The following is a 23461-nucleotide window of genomic DNA, read 5'->3' on the forward strand; positions in this document are numbered from 1 at the left end:
CGTCCCGCCCGGCGACGCGTTCGGCGTTTACTGCTTGAGGATGTGCATCACCAGCGGCGGCGCGGTCAGGCTGGGCGAACCCGACAGCATGTCGAGCGCCTTTTCGACCGCGGCCTCCTCGCCTTCATGCGTGACCATCGAGACCAGCACCGACCCGTCGGTGCCGCCGGTGTGTTCCGCGCCCTTCTGGATCAGGCTTTCGATGGAAACGCCTGCATCGCGCATTGCGGCGGCCAGTTCGGCCAGCACGCCCGGACGGTCGGCGACGAGGAAACGCAGATAGGCCTTGCCGCTGCGATTGCCGGTTTCAGCGGGCATGGTCTTGTCGAGTTCGGCCACCGGGATCGAGAAAGGCGGATCGATCTCGCCCTCGCTGTCCCAGTAACGCGCGATGTCGATGATGTCGGCGACCACGGCAGAGGCAGTCGGACCATCGCCCGCGCCCGCGCCCTGAAACAGCAGCATGCCGGAAAAATTGCCTTCGGCCACCACCGCATTGGTCGGCCCGTCGACATGGGCGAGCGGATGGTTCTTGGGCACGAGATAGGGGTGCACGCGCTGGAAAAGGCGCGTGGTGCCGTCGTCGGCTTCCTCGACATTGGCCATGCCCAGCAGGCGAATCACGTATCCCAGCGACGCAGCCTGCGCGATGTCGGCAGCCAGGATGCGGCGCACGCCATCGGTCGAGACATTGGCGAAATCGAGCTCTGTCCCGAAAGCGATGCTGGCAAGGATCGAGAGCTTGTGCGCGGCATCGATGCCGTCGATGTCGAAGGTCGGGTCAGCCTCGGCATAGCCCATGGCCTGTGCTTCGCCCAGCACGTCGGCGAAGTCGGCCCCGGTATCCTCCATGGTGGAAAGGATATAGTTCGAGGTGCCGTTGAGGATGCCATAGACCCGCTCGATCGCATTGGCTGCCGCGCCTTCGCGCAGGCCCTTCACAATGGGGATGCCGCCAGCAACCGCCGCCTCGAACTTCAGCGCATGGCCCGCGCCTTCCGCTTCCTGCGCAAGGCCGAGACCGTGATGCGCGATCATCGCCTTGTTGGCGGTGACAAAGCTTTTGCCATTGGCGATCGCGTTCCGGGCCAGCGTCAGCGCCGGACCGTCGGACCCGCCGACGAGTTCGACCACGACATCGACATCGTCACGATTCGCCATCGCGCCCATGTCGTCTTCCCAGTCATAGCGGGAAATGTCGACGCCGCGATCCTTGCTGCGGTCACGGGCGGACACGGCCACGATCTCGATTTCACGCCCGGCGCGGCGCGCCAGCAATTCGCGATTCGTCTCAATCAGCCGAATGACCCCGGCGCCGACCGTGCCAAGACCGGCAAGGGCGATACGAAGAGGTGCAGGATGACTTGGGACGGTATCGGACACGCTTTCAGGCTCCATCGAGGTGATGAGAAAGCGTGGCGGTTAGGCGAGAGTGAGGCGAATGGCCAGAGCGATCTTCGGTTGCAATACCGAAAACCGCCCCGGCCGGTTCATTATGTTACGCGGAAACAGACTGATCGGAAATAATATATCCGTCAGATATTGCGCGAACGGGCGCAGGGGCCAAGCTGCTGCACGACCAGCGCATAATCGGCGGACGCACGCTGCCGGAGCGAGGGATCCGACGAGAGCTGCGCCCCTGCCGGGAGTGTGCCGGGAAGCGCACAGGCAAGGCGATACCACTCAAGCGTACCGGGACGCGGCGGGCGTGCATCGATTTGCACCAGCTCTCCGGTTGAAAGCCCCCAAGCGGGCGCCTGCCCCGGGCTGCGCACGACCGCGATCGAAGCAGGCGAGCCATCCTCGGTCTTGAGGAAGATCTGCGTCTCGCCCTCTCCCGCCAGATTGCCCGGCGTATGCAGCGCATCGCGCACCCCGGTCACCACCGGCGGCGCATCGGGAGACAGTTTTTCGGCCAGCAGGGCGCGCAGTGCCACCATGTCGAGGTCGCCCGACGGGACCTGCGCATCCGGCGTCACCAATTGCAGTTCATCGGTCTTGCCGGGGACGGGCCGGGCGAAAAGCACGACCTCGCTACCCTTGAGCTTGGGCACGCGCCCCTTGGGCGTCAGCTTGACGTCGGCCAGATATTTGAGCTTCGCGCCCACAGGCGAACTGCCGGCGAGCAGGCTCTTGGTCTGCGCCTCGACATAGACGCGCGCATAGCCGGGATTGACCGGCCCGCTGCGTTCGGGATCAAGCTTGCTCATGCGCTTGACGGTCGCGACCACGACCATGGGCGAGGGCAGCGCCAGATCGGCGATATCGGCGTAGGTCAGCTGCGAATCACCTGCAGCCGGGACGGCCTGCTGGGCCAGCGCGCCGGTACCTGACGAAAGTGTCAGGGCAAGAGCGCCCGCCAGAATCGCAATGCGGCCGCCATGGTGAAATGCGGAATGGAACATCGAAATAGTCAGCCCCCGTGTGTATATTGAGACTCGCGCGCGAAGATCCACGCGAGAGCCATGGGCACAAGCCCTGACATCAAACGCGCGACTTCGTGAATCGCTCCTTAATCGACAAAGCATTTGCGAACCCCTGCCTTCGGCGTTACACCCCCAAGACAAATGGCTCGGCGCCAGACCGGGCCGCAATAATCTTGCGCATGTTCAACGGTGAAGACGCTCCCTCGTGTCGACACCGGTAACGTGCGCCCGGTTCTACCGGCAGGGCAGGAATATGGGATCGAAATGGGGCATCTGTGCCCCATTGACATTTCATCATGAGGGCAGGCTTCTTGCAGGCCTGCTTGCGCGTGCAATTTAGGAGTGGTTTTTTGAATGGCTTATGCTGACCAACAGATGAGCGGCAACAAGATCGCTGCGATCGTCATCGTTGCCCTTCTGCATCTCGCGGCCATCTATGCCTTGGTCACGGGCCTCGCCTACGAGGCGATCGAGAAGGTCAAGGAGACGGTCACCGCGGTTAATATTGAGGATCCGCCGCCACCGCCGCCGCCGCCGCCGCCGCCGCCGGACATTCCGGAGCCGGTCGCGCCGCCGCCGCCCGTCGCACCGCCGCCTGCGGTGAAGATCACGCGGCCCGCGCCGCCGATCAAGACGGTCACCACGATCCCGCCGCCGGCTCCGCCCGCGGTCGTGATCCCGCCGGTGGCAGCCCCGCCCGCACCGCCCGCACCGCCTTCGCAGGCACGTGGCGCTCGCGGCAAGAACACGGCCCGCTGGGCGGCCCGCATCCAGGAAAACTACCCTTCGCGCGCTCTGCGCAACGATGAGCAGGGTTCCGTGGGCATGCGTGTCACCATCGACGAACGCGGACGGGTCTCGGCCTGCACCGTCACCTCGTCGAGCGGATCGTCCTCGCTGGACGAGGCAGCGTGCGAAGGCATGCAGCGTTACGCCCGGTACGACCCGGCGCTTGATGCAGCTGGCAACCCGATCACAGCCACGATGACCCAGACCATCCGCTACGTGCTCCCGAACTGATCGGGACCACATACGGGCGGGTCATCGCCAACGATTTCAAAGTTAAAGACTAAATTCTTTTAAACGAAGGAAGCTTCCGCATGATCATCGACATTCTCGCCGCTGCCGCCGAAGCGCCGGCCAACAAGTTCGGCTTTGCCGAAGCGCTCGAGCAGGGCGGTTTCATCGCCTATGCCACCGTCGTCATCCTCGGCATCATGTCGTTCGGTTCGTTCTACATCCTGTTCACCAAATGGTTCGAACAGAACAAGCTGTTCCGTCAGAACCGTGAAGTGCGCACCAGCTTCTGGCGCGCGAACTCGCTGCGTGAAGGCGCTGGCCGCCTCTCGAAGAACTCGGCCTATCGCCAGATCGTCGACGACGGCCTTGCAGCTGAAGAACAGCACTCGAAGATGACCGACAGCCTCGAAGCCCATGACTGGCTGCACGGTTCGCTCGCTCGCTCGGAAGCTTCGATCAACGCGAAGCTTGCTGGTGGCCTGCCCTTCCTCGCGACCGTCGGTGCAACCGCTCCGTTCATCGGTCTGTTCGGTACCGTGGTCGGCATCTACCGCGCACTGATCAACATCGGTATCTCGGGCTCGGCCTCGATCGACAAGGTCGCAGGTCCGGTCGGTGAAGCACTGATCATGACCGCGCTCGGCCTGCTCGTCGCCGTTCCGGCCGTGCTTGCCTACAACTACCTGCAGGCTCGCAACAAGCGTATCGCCGAGCACCTGTCGGGCTTCTCGACCGACATCCTGGCGAACATCAACTCGAAGGGCGCAGTGAAGCCCGCCGTGACCGCAGCTCCCGCCGCCAAGGCGAAGCCGGCCACGACCGCTGCTGGCGCCCAGGTCAAGAAGTAAGTTGCAGGTACCGGGCAGGTTCGCCCTGCCCGGTCCTTCTCCACGGGCGATGACCGCCCTTCGGTGCCCGCAACAGGGTCTCGAAACAGGCATCGCCCCCGAGGACCAGGCCCGACAGTAACGGGCCGCAATGGCCAGATAGGGTAAGAGAATGGCAATTTCTTCAGGCGGCGGTGGCGCCGAGACACCGATGTCGGAAATCAACACCACGCCGCTCGTGGACGTGATGTTGGTGCTCCTGATCATCTTCCTGATTGCGGTTCCGGTTGCGATCCAGTCGGTCGAACAGCTCAAGATGCCGATCCTTGTTTCCGATCCTTCGGAAGACAAGGCGGAGAATCTCCAGCTTTCGATCACTGCAACCGACGCAAACGGCATCAGCCCCGGTCAGCCCGGCTATGCCGGTGCGAGCCGTGACGGACAATGCCGCGTTTACATCAATGGTACCCCTGTCAGCTCGGACGAGCTGCAGGACACCGCGTTCAAGCGTCTGGATGCGATCGTGCAGCGCGAAGGTGGCCCCGAGGCCATCGCCGAGGATCCCGAAAAGATCCCGCAGGTGCATGTGCGTGGCGACGTGAATGCCCCGTGGAAATGCGTGGCCGGTGCGATCTTCCAGATCCAGGCGGCTGGCTATCCGACGGTCGGCTTCATTTCGACCCCGATCGATCCGAACGGCTGATCGCGGCTTAAGAGAAAAGGAGACCTGCCATGGCAATGTCCGGAGGCAAGGACGACGGCAGCCCGATGATGGAAATGAACACGACGCCGCTTATCGACGTCATGCTCGTTCTGCTCATCATGTTCATCATCACCATCCCGGTGGCAACGCATGCGGTCAATATCGACCTGCCTGCTCCCAGCGACTCACCGTCCGATACCGTGATCGACCCGGTGAAGAACAAGGTGATCATCACGCGCGATGATGAGATCCTTTGGAACGGCACCCCGCAGACGCAGGGTGAGCTGCTCAACACCATCCAGCAGTCGCTGCTGCTTCCCGTCGAGCCCGAACTGCAGTTCGAGCCCGAAGAGTTCGCCAGCTACGACACGACGGCTCAGGTGCTGAAGATCATCAAGGGTTCGGGCGCGACGAAGTTCGGCTTTGTCGGTAACGAACGCTACCGCATCTTCGATTCGGGTCCGAAGGAAGTGAACGCTACGCAAAGCGCGCAGTAATCGCTCTTCAGATCAGCGAAACAGGAACAGGGCGGGCCGCAGGGTCCGCCCTTTTTCGTTTGATGCTCACGGTCAGTCCCGCGCCTCGTCGTGCAGCGGGTCGGCCCGCATGGCGGCAGAGGCAAGGCTTTCAGCCTCGATCAGGATTTCGTCATCCGCGCTGCCGGTCGGCGTCTTTTCGCGGCCGATGCCCACCAGAACAGGCACCGCCAGCGGACTTACACGCTCCAGCCGGACATGCACCGTCTGCTCCGCCGCGCGGTCAAGCACATCGGCCAGACGCCCGACATCGGTCATTCGCGCGCGCGCATCCTGCCACGCCGCCTCGATCAGCACGTGATCAGGCTCATATTTCCTGAGCACATCGAAGATCAGGTCGGTCGAGAAAGTGACCTGCTTCCCGCTCTTGCGCTTTCCGGGCTGCTGGCGCTCAACCAGTCCCGCAATGACTGCCACTTCGCGAAAAGCGCGGCGCAGCAGGTGTGAATTGGTCACCCATTCGGTAAATTCATGCGCAAGGATGTCAGGCGAGAGCAAAGATGCCGGGTCCGTGATCGGCTTAAGCCCCCAAACCGCCAGCGAATAATCATTGGCGACAAAGCCAAGCGGCCCAAGGCCACGATCCTCCATCCGCCGGGTAATGAGCATGCCAAGCGACTGGTTCGCATTCCAGCCTTCGAACGTATAGAAAACGCTATATTCCCGTTTGTCGTGCGGAAAGCTCTCGACCAATAGCTCGCCCGGCCCCGGCATCTCGCTGCGCCAGTCCTGCACCTCCAGCCATTCGCGCACGTCATCGGGAAAGCGCGCCCAGCCCGGCCGGTCGACCAGCATTGCGCGAACGCGATCGGCCAGATGGGTCGTCAACGGCATGCGCGCGCCGCCATAGCTTGGGATCATCGCCGATTTCTTGGCAGCGCGGACGATCAGCTCGACCTCCTTGATCGCCTCCACCTCCAGATCCAACCCTGCGAACTGGAAGGTGTCGCCTGGGCTGAGACTGGCCGCGAAGCGTTCCTCCACCCGCCCGAGTGAGCGGCCATTGCGAAACCGAACCGTCAGCATCTCGCCGTCGATGATTATTCCGGCGTTAAGGCGGTGACGCGCCGCGTGTTCGGGATGCGTCAAGCGCCACCAGCCACCGTCCTCACGCGTGATGCGCTTGAACCTGTCATAGGCCCGCAGCGCATAACCGCCGCTTTCAACAAAGCCGAGTACGCGGCCCCAACCCTCTGCGTCGATCCAGTTATAGGCGAGCGTCGACCGGACTTCCGACAATAGCGCGTCTTCCTGAAACGGCCCGGCACAGGCGCAGGCCATCACATGCTGCGCAAGAACGTCGAGGCCACCGGGCCGGAAATCATCGCCATCGCGAACGCCTTCCTCCACCGCGTCCAAGGCAGCCTGTGCCTCCAGAAACTCGAAGCGGTTGCCCGGCACCAGCAAGGCGCGGCTTGGCTGGTCGAGGCGATGATTGGCACGCCCGATCCGCTGCAAGAGGCGGGACGATCCCTTGGGCGCGCCCATCTGGATCACGCAATCGATGTCGCCCCAGTCCACGCCCAGATCGAGACTGGCCGTTGCCACCAGCGCCCGCAGTTCTCCGCGCGCCATCGCGCCCTCAACCTTGCGCCGCGCCTCGACCGAAAGCGAGCCGTGATGGATGCCGATCGGCAGCGTGTCTTCGTTCGCCTCCCACAGCTTCTGGAAAATATACTCGGCCAGAAAGCGGGTATTGGTGAAGACCAGCGTCGTCTTGTTCGCGCGGATCTGCTCCATGATCTGCGGCACCGCCCATGTCGCGGCATGCCCGCCCCAGGGAACGCGCTCCTCCTCGGGCAAGAGGATCGTGACATCGGGCGGAGCGCCCGCCTCGCCGGTGACATGACGGACCGTGTCAATCTCGCCCCACGGTGCCAGCCAGCCGCGATAGGCTTCGGCATCGGAAACCGTCGCCGACAGTCCGATACTGCGCATCCCCGGCGCAAGGCCCCGTAGCCGGGACAACGCCAACATCAAGAGATCGCCCCGCTTTCCGGTCGCGAAGGCATGGAGTTCGTCGATCACCACGCGCTGCAGCCCGGCAAACATCTCCGCCGCCTCTGGGTAAGAGATCAGCAGCGAGAGCGATTCCGGAGTGGTGAGCAGCACATGCGGCGGCTTCGCCCGCTGGCGCTTTTTCCGGTCAGAGGGGGTATCGCCGCTGCGGGTCTCGATCCGGATGGGCAGGCCCATCTCCTCCACGGGCACCAGCAGATTACGCTTCACATCGGTGGCAAGCGCCTTCAGCGGCGAAACATAGAGCGTGTGGAGGCCATCTCCTGGCGGCCCCTCCCCCAGTCTCTCCGGACTGAAAGCGGCAAGGGTCGGCAGGAAACCCGCCAGCGTCTTGCCTGCGCCCGTATCGGCGGTCAGCAAGGCGTGCGCGCCAGCATCGTCGGCGTCCAGCATCTCTGCCTGATGGCGACGGATGCGCCAGTCGCGCTCTTCAAACCAGCGCTCGATCGTTGCGGGAATCGCCATGCCTGTGACCAACCCATAGCAGGCGGATCGGTTCACGGCGCGGGTTCGCATAATGGCCCCGCTACATAATTAAACCAAAAAAAAGGCCCGGCGGATGAACCGGCCGGGCCCTTGAAGTTTTGGGAGAGGATGCCTGAAAGGCAGGTTCTTTGTGCATCGCAGCACGTCGTATTGCAACTGCGAAAAGTCACAGGCCGTTTGCTCTTTTTGCAAAATTGTCAGTAAGGCCGTTTTTTCAGCGATTTAGGGTGTTTGCATTGCTGTGGAAAAGCTTCGCACATGCAGCGGCGCCCGGTGTCAAAAGGGGTTTCAATCCCTTCTGAAGCCACCGAGCGCCGTAAAACGTGATTCGCGATTCGGAAAACCCGGGCCATGGCCCGTGGTGATCAGTGGCCCGCTTGCGGACCCCTCTCCAGACCGGAAAGCGCAAGCTGCGCGTCGATCTGGCCCATCAGCCGCTCCAGACCTTCCTCGCTATCGCTTTCGGCGCGCGCGACCAGCACGTCCTGCGTGTTGGAGGCGCGCAGCAGCCACCAGCCATCGTCATTGGTCACACGCACACCATCGGTTGCGTTCACCTCATCCGGACTGTCGGCAAGACGTGCCTTCACCTCGTCGATGACCGCGAACTTGCGGCTTTCATCGACCTGGAAGCGCATTTCGGGCGTATTGATCATGTCGGGCATGGCGCTGCGCAGATCGGTCACGCTCTTGCCAAGCCGCGCACTGGCAAGGATCAGGCGAACGCCGCCATACAGCGCATCGTCATAACCGTAATACTGATCGGCGAAGAACACGTGGCCGCTCATCTCACCCGCGAGCGGAGAGCCGGTTTCCTTCATCTTCGACTTGATGAGAGAGTGGCCGGTCTTCCACATCAGCGGCTCGCCGCCGTTCTTTGCCACGCTGTCATACAGGGCTCGGCTGGCCTTGACGTCGGCGATGATCGTCGCGCCGGGTAGGTATTTCAACAGATCCTCGGAATAGATCATCAGCAACTGGTCACCCCAGATAACCCTGCCCGTGCCGTCGATCGCGCCGATGCGATCGCCGTCACCGTCGAAGGCGATGCCGAAGTCGAGGTTCTTCTCGGCGACGAGCGCCTTCAGATCGACGAGATTTTTTTCTTCCGTGGGGTCGGGATGATGATTGGGGAACGTGCCATCCACTTCGGTGAAAAGGCAGAAATGCTCACCCGGCAGCCGTGCGACCAGCTTTTCGAGGCAGGGACCCGCCGCACCGTTTCCGGCATCCCAGCCGATCCTGAGCTTCGAGAGCGCCTCCATCTGGCCAGCATCCAGCCCTTCGAACGGCTTCATCAGCGCGTCGATATAGGCATCGACGACATCGCGGCTCTCGGACGAACCGGCCCCATCGTCCCAGTCGCCGGCCGCCGCCATCTCCCCGATCTTGAGGATGTCGGCGCCAAAAAACGGCCGACCCTGAAATACCATCTTGAAGCCATTGTAATTGGCGGGGTTATGGCTGCCGGTTATCTGGATGCCGCCATCAACATCTTCGGCTGACGCCTCAGCGTAATAAAGCATGGGCGTGGGGCCAAGGCCGATACGCACCACGTCGCAGCCCGAAGCGGTCAGCCCCTCGACCAGCGCATGTTCGAGTACGGGCGAGGATACGCGCCCGTCATAGCCGACCGCGACCTTGCTGCCGCCAGCACGGCGAAGCAGCGTGGCGAAACCGCGCCCGATCGCGCGTGCGTCGTCGGGGCCCAGCGTCTCTCCGATAATGCCGCGAATGTCATATTCGCGAAGGACGGTGGAATCGAATTTATGAGACATGGCTGGAGAGCGCCTTTCACTTGCTGGTCTTAATGGCCGAAGCGCAGGACGCGTCCGGCGGGAATTACCGTACCTTAGTGTCGGTGCGGCCTATTTGTTCCAGCAATATGTCACGCGCGGCATCAATTCGATACACCTCTTCCGGCGATCCCCCCTTGTCGGGATGCGCCGTGCGCATAAGGCGGCGATGCGCGGCCATTATGTCCTCACGGCTGGCGCTGCGCTCCACGCCCAGCAGGGCGCGGGCCTGCGCGCGCTTTTGCGATTTCTCCGACGCGGCCCAGAATTCCCACGGCCAGCGCTTGAAAATCATCTTGCAAAGGATCGCCGCCAGAACGGCGAGGAGGATGAACTTCACGCTGCCTGCCCCACGCTCTCACCCTTGTCGGGCATGGGCAGGTTCAGCCCCTTCACCAGCGAACGCAGCTCTTGCCGCGCGACCAGATGGCTGGTCGCCATGTCGCCGAGATGCCCCTTGTCGAGCAGGGTGAGGCCCGAGGGGAAAAGTTCGCGATAGATCACGCGTTCGGAAAGACCCGCCATGGTGCGGAAACCCACGCGCTTCGACAGTTCGAACAGGGCTTCCTCGATACGGCGCATGTTGCGCGCCTCGATATGCTGGGTACGGTTCCTGAGGACGACCCAATCCATTTCGCGCCGCCCGCCCATGGTGGCAAGGCCGCGCTTCTTGCGCGCCTCGAAGATCAGCTCGGCATAGAAAGAGAGCTTTTTCACCCGGAAGGTTTCCGGATCGACATGACCGATCAGGTCGAAATCGACGAAGCTGTCATTGAGGGGTGTGACCAGCGTATCGGCCTGCGCCGCGACATGGCGGGCGTATTTGTCGTCGCGCCCCGGCGTGTCGAAGATCAGGAAATCCATGCCTTCAGACGCTTCCTCGATCATCGCGTCCAGCGTTTCGATATTCGGACCGCCAAACACGCCGACCATCGCGCCGGGCAGTTCGATTTCCCGCCGACGCTCTGTTTCCAGCCGGTTTTCGAAATAGCGGTAAAAGGTGCGCTGCCGCGGATCGAGGTCGATCGCGGCGACCTTCGCCCCCTGATAGGCAAGCGCCACGGCGACATGCACCGCGGTCGTGGATTTGCCGGTCCCGCCTTTTTCATTGGCGAAAACGATGCGGTGGGGCTGGCTCATGATCGTGTTCAACTCTTTACGCGGGCAGGCAGGGCGTTACACCCGCGCCTTCGACAAATCGCAGTTTACCAAGCGAGACTCCCAAGATGCAAACCGTTCGCGCCCTGAATCCACTACGACAGACAGTGGCCGCCCTGCGTTCTGCCGCCAAAGAGGGCGCAAAGCTGGCGCTGGTGCCCACGATGGGCGCTTTGCATGAGGGGCATCTGACGCTGGCGCGCGAGGCGAAGGCAAAGGCGGATCTGGTCGCCGTCTCGATCTTCGTGAACCCGCGCCAGTTCGGCGCGGGCGAGGATCTCGACGCCTATCCCCGCCAGCTGGAGCGGGATTCCGGACTTTTGGAGGCCGAGGGCGTCGACCTGCTGTGGGCGCCCGAACCCACGGCGATGTACCCCGAGGGCTATGCGACCAATATCTCGGTTTCGGGCGTGAGCGCGGGATTATGCGGCGCGGACCGGCCCGGCCATTTCGACGGCGTGGCGACCGTGGTGAACAAGCTGTTCAACCAGGTCCGCCCCGACATGGCCTTTTTCGGAGAGAAGGACTGGCAGCAACTGGCCGTGATCCGGCGCATGGCGCGCGATCTTGACCTCATGCTGCCCCGTGTGGATGCCATCCACGGCGTGCCCATCGTGCGCGAGGCGGATGGCCTCGCGATGAGTTCGCGCAACGCCTATCTCTCGCCCGAGCAGCGCGAAGCTGCCGCCGCCCTGCCACGCGCGATGATTGCGGCAATTGCACGCATTGCGGCGGGGGATCCGGCGGAGGCTGCTCTGGTGGAGTTGCGCGAGAGCGTGCTGGGCGCAGGCTTTGCCAGCATCGACTATGCCGAATTGCGCGATGCGGATTCGATTGAGAGGCTGGACGGGCCCAATGCCAATGCGCGGCTGTTTGTCGCGGCGCGGATCGGCGGAACGCGGCTGATCGACAATATGGCGGTTTGAGGGGCGGCTATTGGTGTGTTTGTTGAACGCCCAATCTGACGGGAATGGGGTGGAAAGCGGAAGTCGCTCATCGCTGCGTGCGAGAGCCAAAAATTCGAAGGACAGCACTCGCAATGAGCATAATGGTTGGCAGTCCAAATAGGCATGAGGGTACTGCTCGTCGGAGAAAAGTCTCACACGGCGTTTGCCCGTCGAACCGGAAGACGCCCTCAGGAAGAGGTGGAAATGTGTCGGAGACGCCAAGAACCGGGCAAGCAGCCTTGAATGCCTCCGGGACCTGCACGAAGGTTGCGACTGCCATCGCCAAAGCGAAAATTAGGCCCGAGAACGCCAAGGTTACATTCGCGCTCCTAATCCGTAGCAATTGTCCCCTTCCAGCGGCGGTGACTAGCAGCCAATAGATCGCCAGCATTGCAATGACCAACGCGTAGAACTCTCCAAGCTGCCATCGCAATTGGGCAACTGCCCAAGTGTCAATCTCGGGGTCCATTTGACCAACGACCGTGACCGTGTGAGGAGCCAACAAGAACTGCACGCCTGCCAGAGCAGCTATCGTAGCTAATGTAACGCCAAATCCGATAGCCGCACTCTTCAAGCGCAAATCTTTCGCAGGAGGACCGTGGACTGTCGCCATTGCTACAGAGTATCGGCTTTTCGAACGTCCGCAATCGGTCGTTTGCAGACTGGCCGCTTTTGGCGAAAATTCTATAAACGCAGACGTCGCCTAATCAGCCTGCAAACTTACATTATTCATTCGCTCCGCTTCGCTGAACCCCAGAACCGCGTCTTCCGCATGGCGCACCGCCACCGGCATGGGATTGACCGCAATCGCTGCCATCAACGCCGCGCGCCGCTCCGCGTCCGGCAGAGCCGCAAACGCGTTCCAATCCCACTCCGCACCATTCGCATCGCGATGCATAAACCCGATCCCGCGCACCATTCGCGCCAGCGCATCCACGTCGCCACCATCGGTCAGCAAAGCATCTCGCCAATCGGCAAGCTGGCAAAAAACAAAGCTCCCGCCGCCCTTCCATCCCGTGCGGCGCGAGATGCCGACACTGTCGCCCGCCACCACTTTCTTCATGCGCGCCAGAGTCACGTCGCGGGCGTAGTCCATCTGCTCCACCCCGATCCAGCGGCGGCCCAGCTTGTGCGCCACGGCGCAGGTTGTGCCGGAGCCTGCGAAGAAATCGAGCACGATATCGCCCGGATCGCTCGATGCTTCGATGATCCGCTTCAAAAGCGCTTCGGATTTCTGACCCTTTACTTCGCCTGTGCCCAATAGCTTCGACACGCTTTCGCCCGCAAAGGAGGTGATCGCGATCGAATTGAGGCGGTCGTAATTGCTGGCGTTCCACACATCCTCGACCGGATAGCGCTTTGGCAGGCCGATCGCCTGCGCCGCCTTCATGAACTTGCGCGCCTCTGCCCGCGAAAGCCCCTGCCCTTCCAGCATGGCGGTTAGCTCGGCGGCTTCGGCGGGCTTGAAGCGGGGGGCGAAGTCATCGGGGCCGAGATAGGCCTTGTTGAATTTCATCTTCGCGGCATCACGGCTGTAGAACAGCACCGTGTCATGATTGCGGATGTAATTGCTGGCCCGCGTCTTGAAGCCCGACAGCCAGCCGATCCGCCAGATAATTTCACGCTGGAAATTGGACGGGCCGAACACCTCGTCCATCAGCACTTTCAAGTAATGGGCCTCGTTGAAATCAATGTTAACGTAGATACTGCCATCGCTCGCCAGAAGCTCCCTTGCGAACAGCAGGCGCGCGCGCATGAAGCTCAGCCAGTCGGCCCGCGAAAAACGGTCGTTATAGGCAAAGCCCCCGCTCGCCGTATTATAGGGCGGGTCGATGTAGATCAGCGAAACCTTCCCCGCATAGCGCGCCCTGAGCGTGGCGAGCACTTGCAGGTTCTCGCCATGGATCAGCAGGTTGTCGCTATCGGACAGGCTTTCGACTTCCCCTGCGCTGCCATCGGCAAGGGCGGCCTGGTCCCAGCGTTCGAAACCTGTCAGCAGTTTCGGACAGAGCAGGCGCTGGATCTCCCGCGCGGAGCCCTCGGGCGCGTGATGGATATGCACCGGGTCGTCATGCGCAAAGCCCCCTTCGAGCCAGCCTTCCCGCCCCGCCCAGTCAAGCGCGACCGCCCTGCTCGCGCGCGGCGCGGCAGCTGGCCCGGGCAGCGCCGCGACAAAGTCCCTCGCGGCATGTTCTTCGCATGCATCCTCCGGCTCAACCCCATGGGAAGCGGAGGGGTCCGAGGCCCGATCGCCGTGCTGGAAAAGCTTATCCATGGACAATTGGTGCCCGCCCGGTCCGCCCCGGTCAACGCGCATGCCCGGCGCTTTTCCACGATCCACGAGCCAGCGCCGATCCCGTCGCAGTTAGCGGACATCGTAAACGAACACGCAATTTCTGCATAAACCGCTTCGGACGAGCAGGGATTGTTAGGATTTATTGAGTAGATCGGACACGAATATTTGAAAAATGGGGTCCGATGCTTTTTTTCCGACGGATAATCGCCTTATTGGCGGCGGCTGGACTTTTGCTGGGCTCGATCCCGGCATCGGCCATGCTCCCTGCCGGATCGGCAGGCGGATCTTCGGGCGGGGCAACGGGCGGGCATCTGGCGATGGCGCAGATGCAAGGCGCTCTCGACATGATCTGGGTGCTGGTTGCCGCGGCCCTGATCCTGATGATGCAATTCGGCTTCCTCATGCTGGAAGCAGGCGCTGTGCGGACCAAGAACGCGGTGAGCGTCGCGCAGAAGAATGTGCTCGATTTCGCTTTTGCAACGATCGCCTTCGCGCTGGTCGGCTACCAGATCGCGTTCAATGGCAGCAGTATTCTGGGTTTTGGCACGCAGCCGCAGGGGAATGCCCTGTTCTTCCTGTTTCAGGTCATGTTTTGCGGCACGGCGGCGACGATAATTTCGGGCGCGGTCGCCGAACGCATGCGCATCCGCGCCTATCTGGTGTTGAGCGTCGTGCTGTCCGCACTGATCTATCCGGTTTTCGCGCGCTTTGCCTGGGGCAATGCCATCGCGGCGCAGGAATATGCCTGGCTCGCCAATGCGGGCTTCGTCGATTTCGCCGGTTCGACCGTGGTCCACGCAACGGGGGGCTGGTTCGCCTTGGCGGCCTGCATCGTGCTTGGCGCGCGACATGGCCGCTTCGACAAGGATTCGCCCCTCAGGATCGGGGGCCACAACGCGGTGCTGAGCTCGGGCGGCGCGCTGCTGCTCTTCGTGGGCTGGATCGGTTTCAATGGCGGCTCGACGCTGGCGGCCACGTCCGCGGTTCCCGGCATCGTGCTCAATACCGTGCTTGCAGGCGCAGCGGGCACCGCGATCGGCTATGGGGGGCTTTGGTTCAGGGGCGCCATGCTGCCCGAACGCGCGATCAACGGGCTGATCGGCGGGCTGGTCGCGATCACGGCGGGCTGCCATCTCGTCGGCCCTTCGGGCGCGCTGGTGCTGGGCGCTGCCGGGGGCTTTTGCGCCAACAAGGCCAACGACCTGCTTCGGGACCACCTCAGGATCGACGACGCGGTCGGCGCGGTCGGCGCGCATGGTGTCGCAGGCGTGGTCGGCACGGTGGGACTTGCGCTGCTGGCCCCGGCCGACGTTCTTCCGGCCGGCTCGCATCTGGCCCAGCTCAAGGTGCAGGCGATCGGATCGCTGGCGAATTTCATCTGGTCCTTCGGGCTGGGACTGGTGCTGATCTCACTCATCCGCAATTTCGTGCGGCTTCGCATCTCGACAGAGGGTGAGGAGGTCGGCCTCAACGTCAGCGAACATGGGGCAAGGCTGGGCACCGATCGCCTGCGCGCCGCGATCGAGGATTACGCCGCCTCCCTTCCCGCAGAACGGCGGCGGATCGAGGTGGAGACAGGCGACGACAACGAGCTTGTCGCCGCTACGCTGAACGCATTGATGGACCGCCTTCAGGAAGAGGAGGAGACCCGCGCCAGCAAGCTCCTGACGGAACAGGGCGCGGCAGACGACCAGCCGCTGATCGCGCTGGGCGAAGTGAGTTCGGATGCCATCATCCTCATCCACAATGGCCGGATCGAAAATGCGAACCCGGCGGCCAGCGAATTGTTCGGCTCCGACCAGTCCATGCTTTATGCCAAGGCGCCCGCTGCGCTGTTCCATCCCGATCATAGCGAAACGGTCGCCCGCTGCATCGCGCAGCCCGACGGCCGCGCGCATCGCGCTCGCATCATCAATGCGGCAGGCGGCGACGTACCGGTCGAATACCGCCTGCGGCAAATGGCCCTTCGCGGGCTTTCGATCACGGTCATGCGCATCACCGATTTGTCGGAGCGTGAGCGCGCGCAAAAGCGCATCTATCATCTTGCCCTGCACGATACGCTGACCGACCTTCCCAATCGCGAATTGTTCAACCGCCGGCTGGAACAGGCGCTCGACCGCCGTAAGGAGCACGATCTTGTCGCGCTGCTGCTGATCGACGTCGACCGTTTCAAGGATGTGAACGACCTGCATGGCCACCCGGCAGGCGACATGCTGCTGATCAATCTTGCCGACAGGCTGAGGAAATGCGTGCGCGGCAGCGATACGGTGGCGCGGCTGGGCGGCGATGAATTCGCCATTGTCTATGGCCGGATCACGCTGGAGAACCAGGCGCTGGACCTTGCCCATCGCATCCTGCACGCGGTCGCGCAGCCGCTGATCCTGCCCAGCGGGCAGACCATCAAGCCGCAGGTGAGCATCGGCATCGCGATGAGCCCGGGCGATGCCATCGATGCCGAGGCGATGATCCAGAACGCCGATCTTGCGCTTTACGCATCCAAGAAGCGCGGTCGCCACCGCTATAGCCAGTATCGCCCGCAGATGGGTCATATCCTGCGCCTGCGACAGGAGCTGGAGCAGGCGCTCGCCCATGCGGTAAGCGGGGAGGAGCTGGAACTGCATTACCAGCCGCGCATCACCATGGCGACGGGAGAGCTGGCCGGGTATGAGGCGCTGGTACGCTGGCGCCGTAACGGGGGGCTGATATCGCCCGATGATTTCATCTCCATTGCCGAGGAAGGCGGGCTGATCGTCGCCATCGGCGAATGGGTCATCTTCGAGGCCTGCCGCGCCGCGGCCGAAGAGCTGGGCGGGGCCGCGATCTCGATCAACATCAGTCCGCGCCAGTTTCAGGATCCGGGCCTCGTCTCCGCGATCGACACCGCTTTGAAGGAAAGCGGCCTGCCCCATTCGCGGCTGGAGATCGAGATCACCGAAAGCGTGCTGATCGAAGATGACGAGCGGGCGCAGCAGGTGATCACCGCATTGCGCGGCATGGGGGTTCGCGTCGCGCTCGACGATTTCGGGACGGGCTATTCCTCGCTTTCCTATCTCAACCGCTTTACCTTCGACACGATCAAGATCGACCGCAGCTTCGTGCAGTCGGATGACGAGAAGACGTGGAATATCGTCCAGTCCATCATGCAGATGTCGCGCAGCCTTGGCACCTCGGTCGTGGCCGAAGGGGTGGAGACGCTGGAACAGCTTGAAAGGCTGGCTGCCGAAGGCTGCGACGAGGCGCAGGGCTTCCTGATCTCGCCGCCTGGATCAGCGCAGGAAATGCGCGATTATGCAAAGAAGAGCGTGCCGGCTGTGCTTAACCTTAAAGCCCGCGTTGCGGCTCTTGCTGGAAGCGTTCCGGCAAGCGAAGAAGAAATTCCGACACCTTCTCAAGCACGGATAGCAACGGGACAGTAAACCGGGCCAAAGCAATTCTTAACCCTTCCCCAGTATTGTCGAGTCGGGTTTATAGAAGGAGAAATTCCATGATCACTGCCCTGGCAATTGTCGGGACCGGCATCAGCTTCGCCGCATCGGTCTGGTCGACCAAGCAGATCGCGGCCATCGATGCCGCCAAGGAACAGGCTCAGGCCTGATTTCGCTTTCCCGCTCGCGGGGGGGCAGGAAATGCGAAAGGCCGTCGGGGGTGGGTTCCCCCGGCGGCCTTCGCGATTCCGGCCTCCCGCATGGGATCAGGACGGTCCATAGCGGTCGGTCAGGTCCACCGTGCTTTTCTTGCCCAATTGCCGGGCCGGCTTCTGCAACCATTCGTTGGCCGCGCGGCGACCTGCGGCATGCAGCTTGATCAGCATGTGCCACATCGGAAACAGCTTGGACCGCGGGTCCATCTCGGCCAGCAGTGGCTGGTCGTGAATCTCGTGAATGCGCAGACGCTGCAGGCTGCCGAGCAGCCCGTCGGTGCATGGCAGCGGCGACATGGCCTGCTTTAGCAGGTTGAGCCCGCGCAGATCCTTTACCAGCGTCTGGTTGAACCCCAGCTCGGTCAGGCGACTGGCGATGCCTTCGGGCGTGTGGGGCGTCTTGTCGCGCGTGATCGGGTTGATCGTGACCAGCAGCAGGTCATCGTTCGGGCTTTCCTGCACCAGCGGCATCAATGGCGGATTGGCGCTGTAGCCGCCATCCCAGTAATCCGCGCCATTGATCCGGATCGGCGGAAACAATAGCGGCAGGCAGGCCGAGGCGAGCAGCGCATCGGTGCTGACATCCGCATTGCGGAAGATATGCGCCCCGCCCGTGCGGGCATTGGTGGCGGAGATGAATATCAGTGGCGCATCTTTCGCGCGGATCGCGTCGAAATCGACATATTCGTCGATCAGCTGGCGCAGCGTCTCCTGCGCGCTTCGCCCCATTTCGGGAGAGGTCGGCAACTTGATGTCGCCCAGCACCGCCGTCCACCAGTCGGTCACGGCCTCAAAGGCAAAGGGAAATGCTTCGGCCATGGGCACCATGGGCCCGGCATCGCGGACCGCCCGGTTCAGTGCCTTCCAGAATGCCCAGAGGCGGCGGCTCGCATCCTCTTTCCCGCCCGCGACAAGGCCGGAAACGAGGATCGCGGCATTCATGGCCCCGGCGCTGGCCCCGCTGACCGCGCCAATGTCGATATAATCATATTCCAGCAGGCGATCGACGACGCCCCAGGTAAAGGCGCCATGCGCGCCTCCACCCTGCAGGGCGACGTCGAGAGTATGGACGACACGCTTTGACATCGGACGCCTCCGGCCATGTTGCAGTGCAGCATAACTCAGCCGCGCGCCGCCTGCAATCGCGTCGTCGCTAAGGCGGTCACTTCACCCGCGCATGTCGCGCCATTTCGCCAGCCAGCTACCATAGGGCGCTGGAAGCAGCGAAGCGCCGACATCAAGGCCCAGATCGCGGGCAACCCGTACCGGATAATGCGGATTGGCGAGATGGGCGTGACCGATCATCACCAGATCCATGTCGCCATTGTCGATGGCGGCGGCGGCATCGGCCGGCTTGTCCATGCCCCATGCGGTGGCGACGGGCAGACCGGTTTCTTCGCGCATTTTCCGCGCGATCGGGGCCATGAACGCATCGCCCCACGGTATGTTCGATTCGGTCGTCGAAAACCCTATCGAGACATTGAGGAAGTCGAGACCCGCATGCTTGAACTTGCGCACCAGTTCGGCAGCCTCGGCCATGGTTTCCTCGTCCCGGCCATCGAATTCCAGCACACCGAAGCGCGCGGTCAGCGGCAGGTTCTCGGGCCAGACCTCGCGCACGGCCTGCACCGTTTCAAGGAGGAAACGCCCGCGCCCCTCGGCATCGCCGCCATATTCGTCAGTACGGGTGTTGGCGTGAATGGAAAAGAAGCTCTGCGCCAGATAACCATGGGCGAAATGGAGCTCGAGCCAGTCGAAACCGGCTTCGCGCGCACGCTTTGCCCCCGCCACGAAATCGGCCTTCACGCGCTCGATATCCTCAAGCGTCATTTCCTTTGGCTCTTTCGGCAGGTTCGCACCAAAGGGGATCGCGCTGGGGGAGATCGTTTCCCAGCCGCCATCGGCCGCGTCCATGATGTGATCGTCGCCATCCCACGGGCGGCGTGCGCTTGCCTTGCGACCGGCATGGGCGATCTGGATGCCAGCCGCCGCGCCGCCTGCCTTGATGGCGTGGGCGATTTTCGAAAGCCCCTCGATCTGGCCATCTTCCCAGATGCCAAGGTCTTCAGGCGAGATCCGCCCCTCGGGCGATACAGCAGTGGCTTCCACGATGACCAGCCCGGCGCCGCCGCGGGCAAGGCTGGTGTAGTGCGGCTGGTGCCATTCGGTGACATAGCCGTCACGCGCGCTGTACTGGCACATCGGAGGAACCGCGATACGGTTCCTGAGCGTCACGTCTTTAAGGGTGAAGGGGGAGAATAGTTCGGTCATTTGATATCCATCGTCGGCAGCGCCGGACAATCCGCGCTGCATTGCACAACGGACGGGAGATGGGAGCGCTTGCCTCTTATGCAAGCGGCGCATCGACAGGCGAGGCGATCGGAAGGGTAGGCCCTGCGCTTAGTTGGCCATGCCTTCCCTTGGCTGGCTGCGCCAAAGCTGTCCGACCCAAAGGAAAGCCCGCTTGTAGAGATGCTTGCGCCTTTCACCCAGCTCGGCCAGCAAATAGCAGACCGCGGTAATGGCCAGCACCACGACACCCGCCAGCAGGGGGCGCGCCGGGTAATCGGGGATCGCCGCGCGGGCCAGCGTCAACAGCGGCTGATGCACGAGATAGAGCGTGAAGGTCCCGCCCGCGATCCAGCGGACCGCCTTTACCATGCGGTGTGAAAAGACATCGCGTTCCTGCAACAGGCAATTTGCGCCAAGGATGTTGAACACCACTGCCAGCGCGACCCCGACATAATAGGCGCAGGACTGAAGGAGCGATGGAATGTCGCGGAATTCGGTCATCGGCACCTTGAGGTCGCGGAAGCCGAATTTCACGATCCCATAAAGCACCAGCGAACCGCCGAACATGGCAAGCCCGGCAAGCTGCCCCTTCCTGCCCTTTGCCGCCGGCAGCCCGGCCCGCACAATTTCGAACGTGGCGACGCCCATCAGCCATAGCGAGAGATAAATCGCGATGGTCGGCCCCACCACCAGCGCCCAGGCCAGCGCCGCAGGCACGGCCCAGCGGCGCGGCAGGAACATGACCAGCGCGAAGAGGATGTAATACTGCACCTCGAAACCCATCGACCAATAGGCATGATTGCTGCCGAAGGTAGAGGACTGCGCCCAGATCTCGTTCGTGAAGGTCAGCGAATGCAGCAACGCACCGGCATAATCCGCGCCATACCAGGGTATGCCCGCATAATAGGAAGGCGCCAGCGCCAGCCCGATGCGGTCGGCAAGAAACGTCGCGGCAAGTGCGATGGGGATGACGGAGAACAGCCGGGTAAAACGCGCGAAGGCGTAGGTTTGCCAGTCCCGCTCTTTCTCGATCGAGACGAAGCGGATCACGAAACCCGAAAGCACGAAGAAAATCGCCACACCCTCTTCCGAATGGCTGGCGATGATCTTGGGCAGGGCCGGCAGGATATAGCCCTGCGCATGCCCCAGCAGCACCGCAAAGGCCGCCAGGATGCGTAGCAGGTCGAGATAGACGGAAACGCCTTTGTTCAATTCAATTCCCCAGACATACGAATCTGTCGTAACAGAGATTGCTCGCGCCGGGGCGACGCTTTGGGGGGCATGTCGCTAATGCGAAAGGGCCGGGAACTCTTTCCCTCCCCCTTTCGGGTGTGCAAGTGATTGATCAGGGATGAATAATCCTCATCCACCACGGCCATGCATGACCGTGGGGTCGTTGAAACCGAAGCGATGACACCGCGATCGGGGGCCTATGTCGTCAATTGGGCCAATGTCCAATGGGCGTGCACGATGCGCGCTTGCGACAACCGGCGCGCGCACGGATAGAGGAGGCATCTGTTCCCTTGCCAAACAAATTCGGATTGGCCCCATCATGACCATGCTCGGTGCGATCGCCCTCCTGCTCGTCTTTCAGCTATGCGGTGAGATTATTCACCGCCTGTCGGGCGTGCCGCTGCCCGGATCGGTGATCGGCATGATCCTGCTGATCGGCTGGCTTGCCCTGACGCGCCGCGAATGGCCGAGCCTGACGGCCGTGAGCGGCTGGCTGACGGCGCATCTGTCGATCATGTTCATCCCCGCAGCGGTCGGGCTGATCGATGAAGGCGACGCGCTCACGCAATACGGGATCGCCCTGGTGCTGGCGACGATCGTCTCGACCGTGCTGACCTTGTTCGTGACGGCATCGGTCTTCCGCTGGGCGTTGCGCTTTTCGGAAGGCGGCAAGGACGCGGCGACATGATTGCGCTGACCGCGCCGCTCCTCTGGCTGGCCGTCACCTTTGTCGTGTTCGAGGGGGCCGACTCCCTCTCGCGCGCCAGCAATCGCCATCCATTCGCGCATCCCGTGCTGCTGGCGACGCCCGTGCTGATCGCCATATTGTATTTCTCGGGCACCGACTATCGCAGCTATTACGATGCCACCTTTCCCTTGAGCTTCCTGCTGGGCCCGGCGGTCGTCGGCCTTGCCGTGCCGATCTGGGAAAAGCGCGCGCTGATCCGCAGGCTGGCACTGCCGATCGGCATCGCACTTTCAGCTGGCGCAGTTACTGCGATCATCAGCGCGGTGGGCATCATGCTGGCGTTCGGCGCGCCGCAGGACATACTGGTCACGATCGCCCCGCGCGCGACGACGACGCCGGTCGCGATGGCGATGGCCACGGCGCTTGGCGGCGTGCCCTCGCTCGCGGCGGCCATTGTATTATTTGCAGGGGTCGTCGGCGGGATGACGGCAACGCCGCTTTTCAACCTGATGAAGGTCACCGATTATCGCGCGCGTGGATTCGCCGCAGGGGTTTCCGCCCATGGCTTCGGCACCGCCCGCGCGTTTCAGGTCGATCCGACCGCCGGCGCTTTTGCAAGCCTTGGCATGGCGCTCAACGCGGTCTTCACCGCGACATTGCTGTCGATGGCCGGATTGCTGCTGGGCTGATCTTCCAGCCGCCGTTACGCCCGCGCGCTGCCATCAGGGCCCGGAACATGCGGAGCGTCGTCATCAGCATCGCGGACGAATTGCGCGCTGACCCGGTGGAGAAAGGGGTGATGCGGGGGGCTGCCGCGATTAATGTGCTGAAATCGACCGATCGGCAACGAACCCAGCTTCGTCTCGACGAGATAGGCCTCTTCCTGGCGGCGGACATCGACATGGATTTCCAGCTTTCCATCAAAGCTGATCGCGACGTCGAGAGCGAAGGGAAGCTCTGCCAAGAGCATGTCGCGCAGATGCGCCAACTGCTTTTCGATCGAGGCCACGACCATTCCCTTGGGAAACGGTTCAACCTGCCCGGATGATTTTTCCATCATTGGCGTCCCCTGCTCCTGCTCCCCTGCATGCACCTGGCGACGAGGACATCCTAACGATTGGGGACCGTATTGGCGAGCCATTCGCGGCGAATGGCTGCAAGCCGGTGCTGCGCCAGAAATTGCGCACTGGGCCTTCGCGATTTTTCAAGGGAGGATGGTGCCGCTTACAGGATGCGGCGGACCATCTTCAGAAACCGCAGAAAACCGTGCCTCAGACGACCCCGTCCAGCGTTGGTTGGACCGCCTGTTTGTACCTTCAGGGTCCAACTTTCAATATCAATCGCAGCGAAGGCGCGTTTCTTAAGGAGGTCACGACATTCACCCAGCGGTACCG

General features: G+C 62.6%; 19 protein-coding genes. 8 read left to right on the forward strand and 11 right to left on the reverse strand.

The genetic code is table 11. From position 1 onward, the window contains the following. Nucleotides 1-27 precede the first annotated feature (27 nt). Both A9D13_RS09715 and A9D13_RS09720 read right to left on the reverse strand, forming a co-directional pair. Complete coding sequence (locus A9D13_RS09715; protein ID WP_229665222.1) at nt 28-1383, reverse strand: homoserine dehydrogenase; 1356 nt, start codon at nt 1381-1383, stop codon at nt 28-30. 152 nt (nt 1384-1535) lie between these two features. Further along, nucleotides 1536-2405, reverse strand: a complete 870-nt coding sequence (locus A9D13_RS09720; protein ID WP_066772884.1) for a hypothetical protein — start codon at nt 2403-2405, stop codon at nt 1536-1538. A gap of 375 nt (nt 2406-2780) precedes the next feature. Between A9D13_RS09720 and A9D13_RS09725 the strand changes: the two genes are divergently transcribed. From A9D13_RS09725 to A9D13_RS09740, 4 genes are all read left to right on the forward strand, one after another. Next, a complete protein-coding gene (locus tag A9D13_RS09725; protein ID WP_066772886.1) occupies nt 2781-3446 on the forward strand; it encodes an energy transducer TonB in 666 nt (221 codons plus the stop codon). 80 nt (nt 3447-3526) lie between these two features. After that, a complete protein-coding gene (locus A9D13_RS09730) occupies nt 3527-4294 on the forward strand; it encodes a MotA/TolQ/ExbB proton channel family protein (RefSeq protein WP_066772888.1) in 768 nt (255 codons plus the stop codon). Nucleotides 4295-4445: 151 nt separating this feature from the next. Further along, nucleotides 4446-4976: an ExbD/TolR family protein gene (locus A9D13_RS09735; RefSeq protein WP_082922250.1), complete on the forward strand. Its 531-nt coding sequence runs from the start codon at nt 4446-4448 to the stop codon at nt 4974-4976. A 29-nt stretch (nt 4977-5005) separates the two neighbouring features. Further along, nucleotides 5006-5473 (forward strand): ExbD/TolR family protein, encoded by a 468-nt coding sequence (locus A9D13_RS09740; protein WP_066772892.1) that lies wholly within the window; start codon nt 5006-5008, stop codon nt 5471-5473. Between the two features lie 72 nt (nt 5474-5545). On the opposite strand, the gene A9D13_RS09745 is transcribed toward A9D13_RS09740, so the two are convergent. The 4 genes from A9D13_RS09745 to A9D13_RS09760 all read right to left on the reverse strand — a co-directional run bounded on the left by A9D13_RS09745 (nt 5546) and on the right by A9D13_RS09760 (nt 10953). Further along, entirely contained in the window at nt 5546-7996 is a 2451-nt protein-coding gene (locus A9D13_RS09745) for a ligase-associated DNA damage response DEXH box helicase (protein ID WP_082922251.1), read from the reverse strand. A 386-nt stretch (nt 7997-8382) separates the two neighbouring features. Then, nucleotides 8383-9795, reverse strand: coding sequence for a phosphoglucomutase/phosphomannomutase PgmG (gene pgmG / locus A9D13_RS09750; protein ID WP_066772894.1), 1413 nt, complete (start codon nt 9793-9795; stop codon nt 8383-8385). Nucleotides 9796-9859: 64 nt separating this feature from the next. Next, complete coding sequence (locus A9D13_RS09755) at nt 9860-10153, reverse strand: J domain-containing protein (RefSeq protein WP_082922252.1); 294 nt, start codon at nt 10151-10153, stop codon at nt 9860-9862. Continuing rightward, the gene (locus A9D13_RS09760; RefSeq protein WP_066772895.1) at nt 10150-10953 is read right to left on the reverse strand and encodes a division plane positioning ATPase MipZ; all 804 of its coding nucleotides are present in this window, start codon (nt 10951-10953) and stop codon (nt 10150-10152) included. Before A9D13_RS09760 ends, A9D13_RS09755 begins: the two co-directional genes overlap by 4 nt. A gap of 86 nt (nt 10954-11039) precedes the next feature. On the opposite strand from A9D13_RS09760, the gene panC reads away from it, so the two are divergent. Then, complete coding sequence (gene panC / locus A9D13_RS09765; protein WP_066772897.1) at nt 11040-11897, forward strand: pantoate--beta-alanine ligase; 858 nt, start codon at nt 11040-11042, stop codon at nt 11895-11897. A gap of 724 nt (nt 11898-12621) precedes the next feature. Here the strand turns inward: panC and A9D13_RS09775 are convergent. Then, complete coding sequence (locus A9D13_RS09775; protein ID WP_066772901.1) at nt 12622-14193, reverse strand: site-specific DNA-methyltransferase; 1572 nt, start codon at nt 14191-14193, stop codon at nt 12622-12624. Nucleotides 14194-14426: 233 nt separating this feature from the next. Here A9D13_RS09775 and A9D13_RS09780 point away from each other — a divergent pair, with 233 nt between their 5' ends. Beyond that, nucleotides 14427-17630 carry an EAL domain-containing protein gene (locus tag A9D13_RS09780; RefSeq protein WP_172808140.1) on the forward strand — a complete coding sequence of 1068 codons (3204 nt, stop codon included), beginning with the start codon at nt 14427-14429 and terminating at the stop codon, nt 17628-17630. 275 nt (nt 17631-17905) lie between these two features. On the opposite strand, the gene A9D13_RS09785 is transcribed toward A9D13_RS09780, so the two are convergent. The 3 genes from A9D13_RS09785 to A9D13_RS09795 form a co-directional block, all read right to left on the reverse strand. Continuing rightward, nucleotides 17906-18940 (reverse strand): patatin-like phospholipase family protein, encoded by a 1035-nt coding sequence (locus tag A9D13_RS09785; RefSeq protein ID WP_066772903.1) that lies wholly within the window; start codon nt 18938-18940, stop codon nt 17906-17908. Between the two features lie 81 nt (nt 18941-19021). Next, entirely contained in the window at nt 19022-20125 is a 1104-nt protein-coding gene (locus A9D13_RS09790) for an NADH:flavin oxidoreductase/NADH oxidase (RefSeq protein ID WP_066773967.1), read from the reverse strand. A gap of 129 nt (nt 20126-20254) precedes the next feature. After that, a complete protein-coding gene (locus tag A9D13_RS09795; protein ID WP_066772905.1) occupies nt 20255-21358 on the reverse strand; it encodes an acyltransferase family protein in 1104 nt (367 codons plus the stop codon). Nucleotides 21359-21698: 340 nt separating this feature from the next. Here A9D13_RS09795 and A9D13_RS09800 point away from each other — a divergent pair, with 340 nt between their 5' ends. Both A9D13_RS09800 and A9D13_RS09805 read left to right on the forward strand, forming a co-directional pair. Then, nucleotides 21699-22067, forward strand: a complete 369-nt coding sequence (locus A9D13_RS09800) for a CidA/LrgA family protein (RefSeq protein ID WP_308420357.1) — start codon at nt 21699-21701, stop codon at nt 22065-22067. Then, nucleotides 22064-22756 (forward strand): LrgB family protein, encoded by a 693-nt coding sequence (locus A9D13_RS09805; RefSeq protein ID WP_066772907.1) that lies wholly within the window; start codon nt 22064-22066, stop codon nt 22754-22756. The genes A9D13_RS09800 and A9D13_RS09805 overlap by 4 nt, the downstream gene beginning before the upstream one ends. A 14-nt stretch (nt 22757-22770) precedes the next feature. Here A9D13_RS09805 and A9D13_RS09810 read toward each other — a convergent pair whose 3' ends face one another. Next, nucleotides 22771-23124, reverse strand: a complete 354-nt coding sequence (locus tag A9D13_RS09810; protein ID WP_156521987.1) for a type III secretion system chaperone family protein — start codon at nt 23122-23124, stop codon at nt 22771-22773. Between the last annotated feature and the right edge of the window lie 337 nt (nt 23125-23461).

Origin of the sequence: Croceicoccus mobilis (assembly GCF_001661965.1) — a bacterium.
Classification (GTDB): domain Bacteria; phylum Pseudomonadota; class Alphaproteobacteria; order Sphingomonadales; family Sphingomonadaceae; genus Croceicoccus; species Croceicoccus mobilis.

Excerpts from the sequence above, each read along its gene's own strand:
- A9D13_RS09720 (WP_066772884.1), bottom strand. The coding sequence starts at position 2,405 with ATGTTCCATTCCGCATTTCACCATGGCGGCCGCATTGCGATTCTGGCG.
- A9D13_RS09725 (WP_066772886.1), top strand. The coding sequence starts at position 2,781 with ATGGCTTATGCTGACCAACAGATGAGCGGCAACAAGATCGCTGCGATC.
- A9D13_RS09730 (WP_066772888.1), top strand. The coding sequence starts at position 3,527 with ATGATCATCGACATTCTCGCCGCTGCCGCCGAAGCGCCGGCCAACAAG.
- A9D13_RS09735 (WP_082922250.1), top strand. The coding sequence starts at position 4,446 with ATGGCAATTTCTTCAGGCGGCGGTGGCGCCGAGACACCGATGTCGGAA.
- A9D13_RS09740 (WP_066772892.1), top strand. The coding sequence starts at position 5,006 with ATGGCAATGTCCGGAGGCAAGGACGACGGCAGCCCGATGATGGAAATG.
- A9D13_RS09745 (WP_082922251.1), bottom strand. The coding sequence starts at position 7,996 with ATGGCGATTCCCGCAACGATCGAGCGCTGGTTTGAAGAGCGCGACTGG.
- pgmG (WP_066772894.1), bottom strand. The coding sequence starts at position 9,795 with ATGTCTCATAAATTCGATTCCACCGTCCTTCGCGAATATGACATTCGC.
- A9D13_RS09760 (WP_066772895.1), bottom strand. The coding sequence starts at position 10,953 with ATGAGCCAGCCCCACCGCATCGTTTTCGCCAATGAAAAAGGCGGGACC.
- panC (WP_066772897.1), top strand. The coding sequence starts at position 11,040 with ATGCAAACCGTTCGCGCCCTGAATCCACTACGACAGACAGTGGCCGCC.
- A9D13_RS09775 (WP_066772901.1), bottom strand. The coding sequence starts at position 14,193 with ATGGATAAGCTTTTCCAGCACGGCGATCGGGCCTCGGACCCCTCCGCT.
- A9D13_RS09785 (WP_066772903.1), bottom strand. The coding sequence starts at position 18,940 with ATGTCAAAGCGTGTCGTCCATACTCTCGACGTCGCCCTGCAGGGTGGA.
- A9D13_RS09790 (WP_066773967.1), bottom strand. The coding sequence starts at position 20,125 with ATGACCGAACTATTCTCCCCCTTCACCCTTAAAGACGTGACGCTCAGG.
- A9D13_RS09800 (WP_308420357.1), top strand. The coding sequence starts at position 21,699 with ATGACCATGCTCGGTGCGATCGCCCTCCTGCTCGTCTTTCAGCTATGC.
- A9D13_RS09805 (WP_066772907.1), top strand. The coding sequence starts at position 22,064 with ATGATTGCGCTGACCGCGCCGCTCCTCTGGCTGGCCGTCACCTTTGTC.
- A9D13_RS09810 (WP_156521987.1), bottom strand. The coding sequence starts at position 23,124 with ATGGAAAAATCATCCGGGCAGGTTGAACCGTTTCCCAAGGGAATGGTC.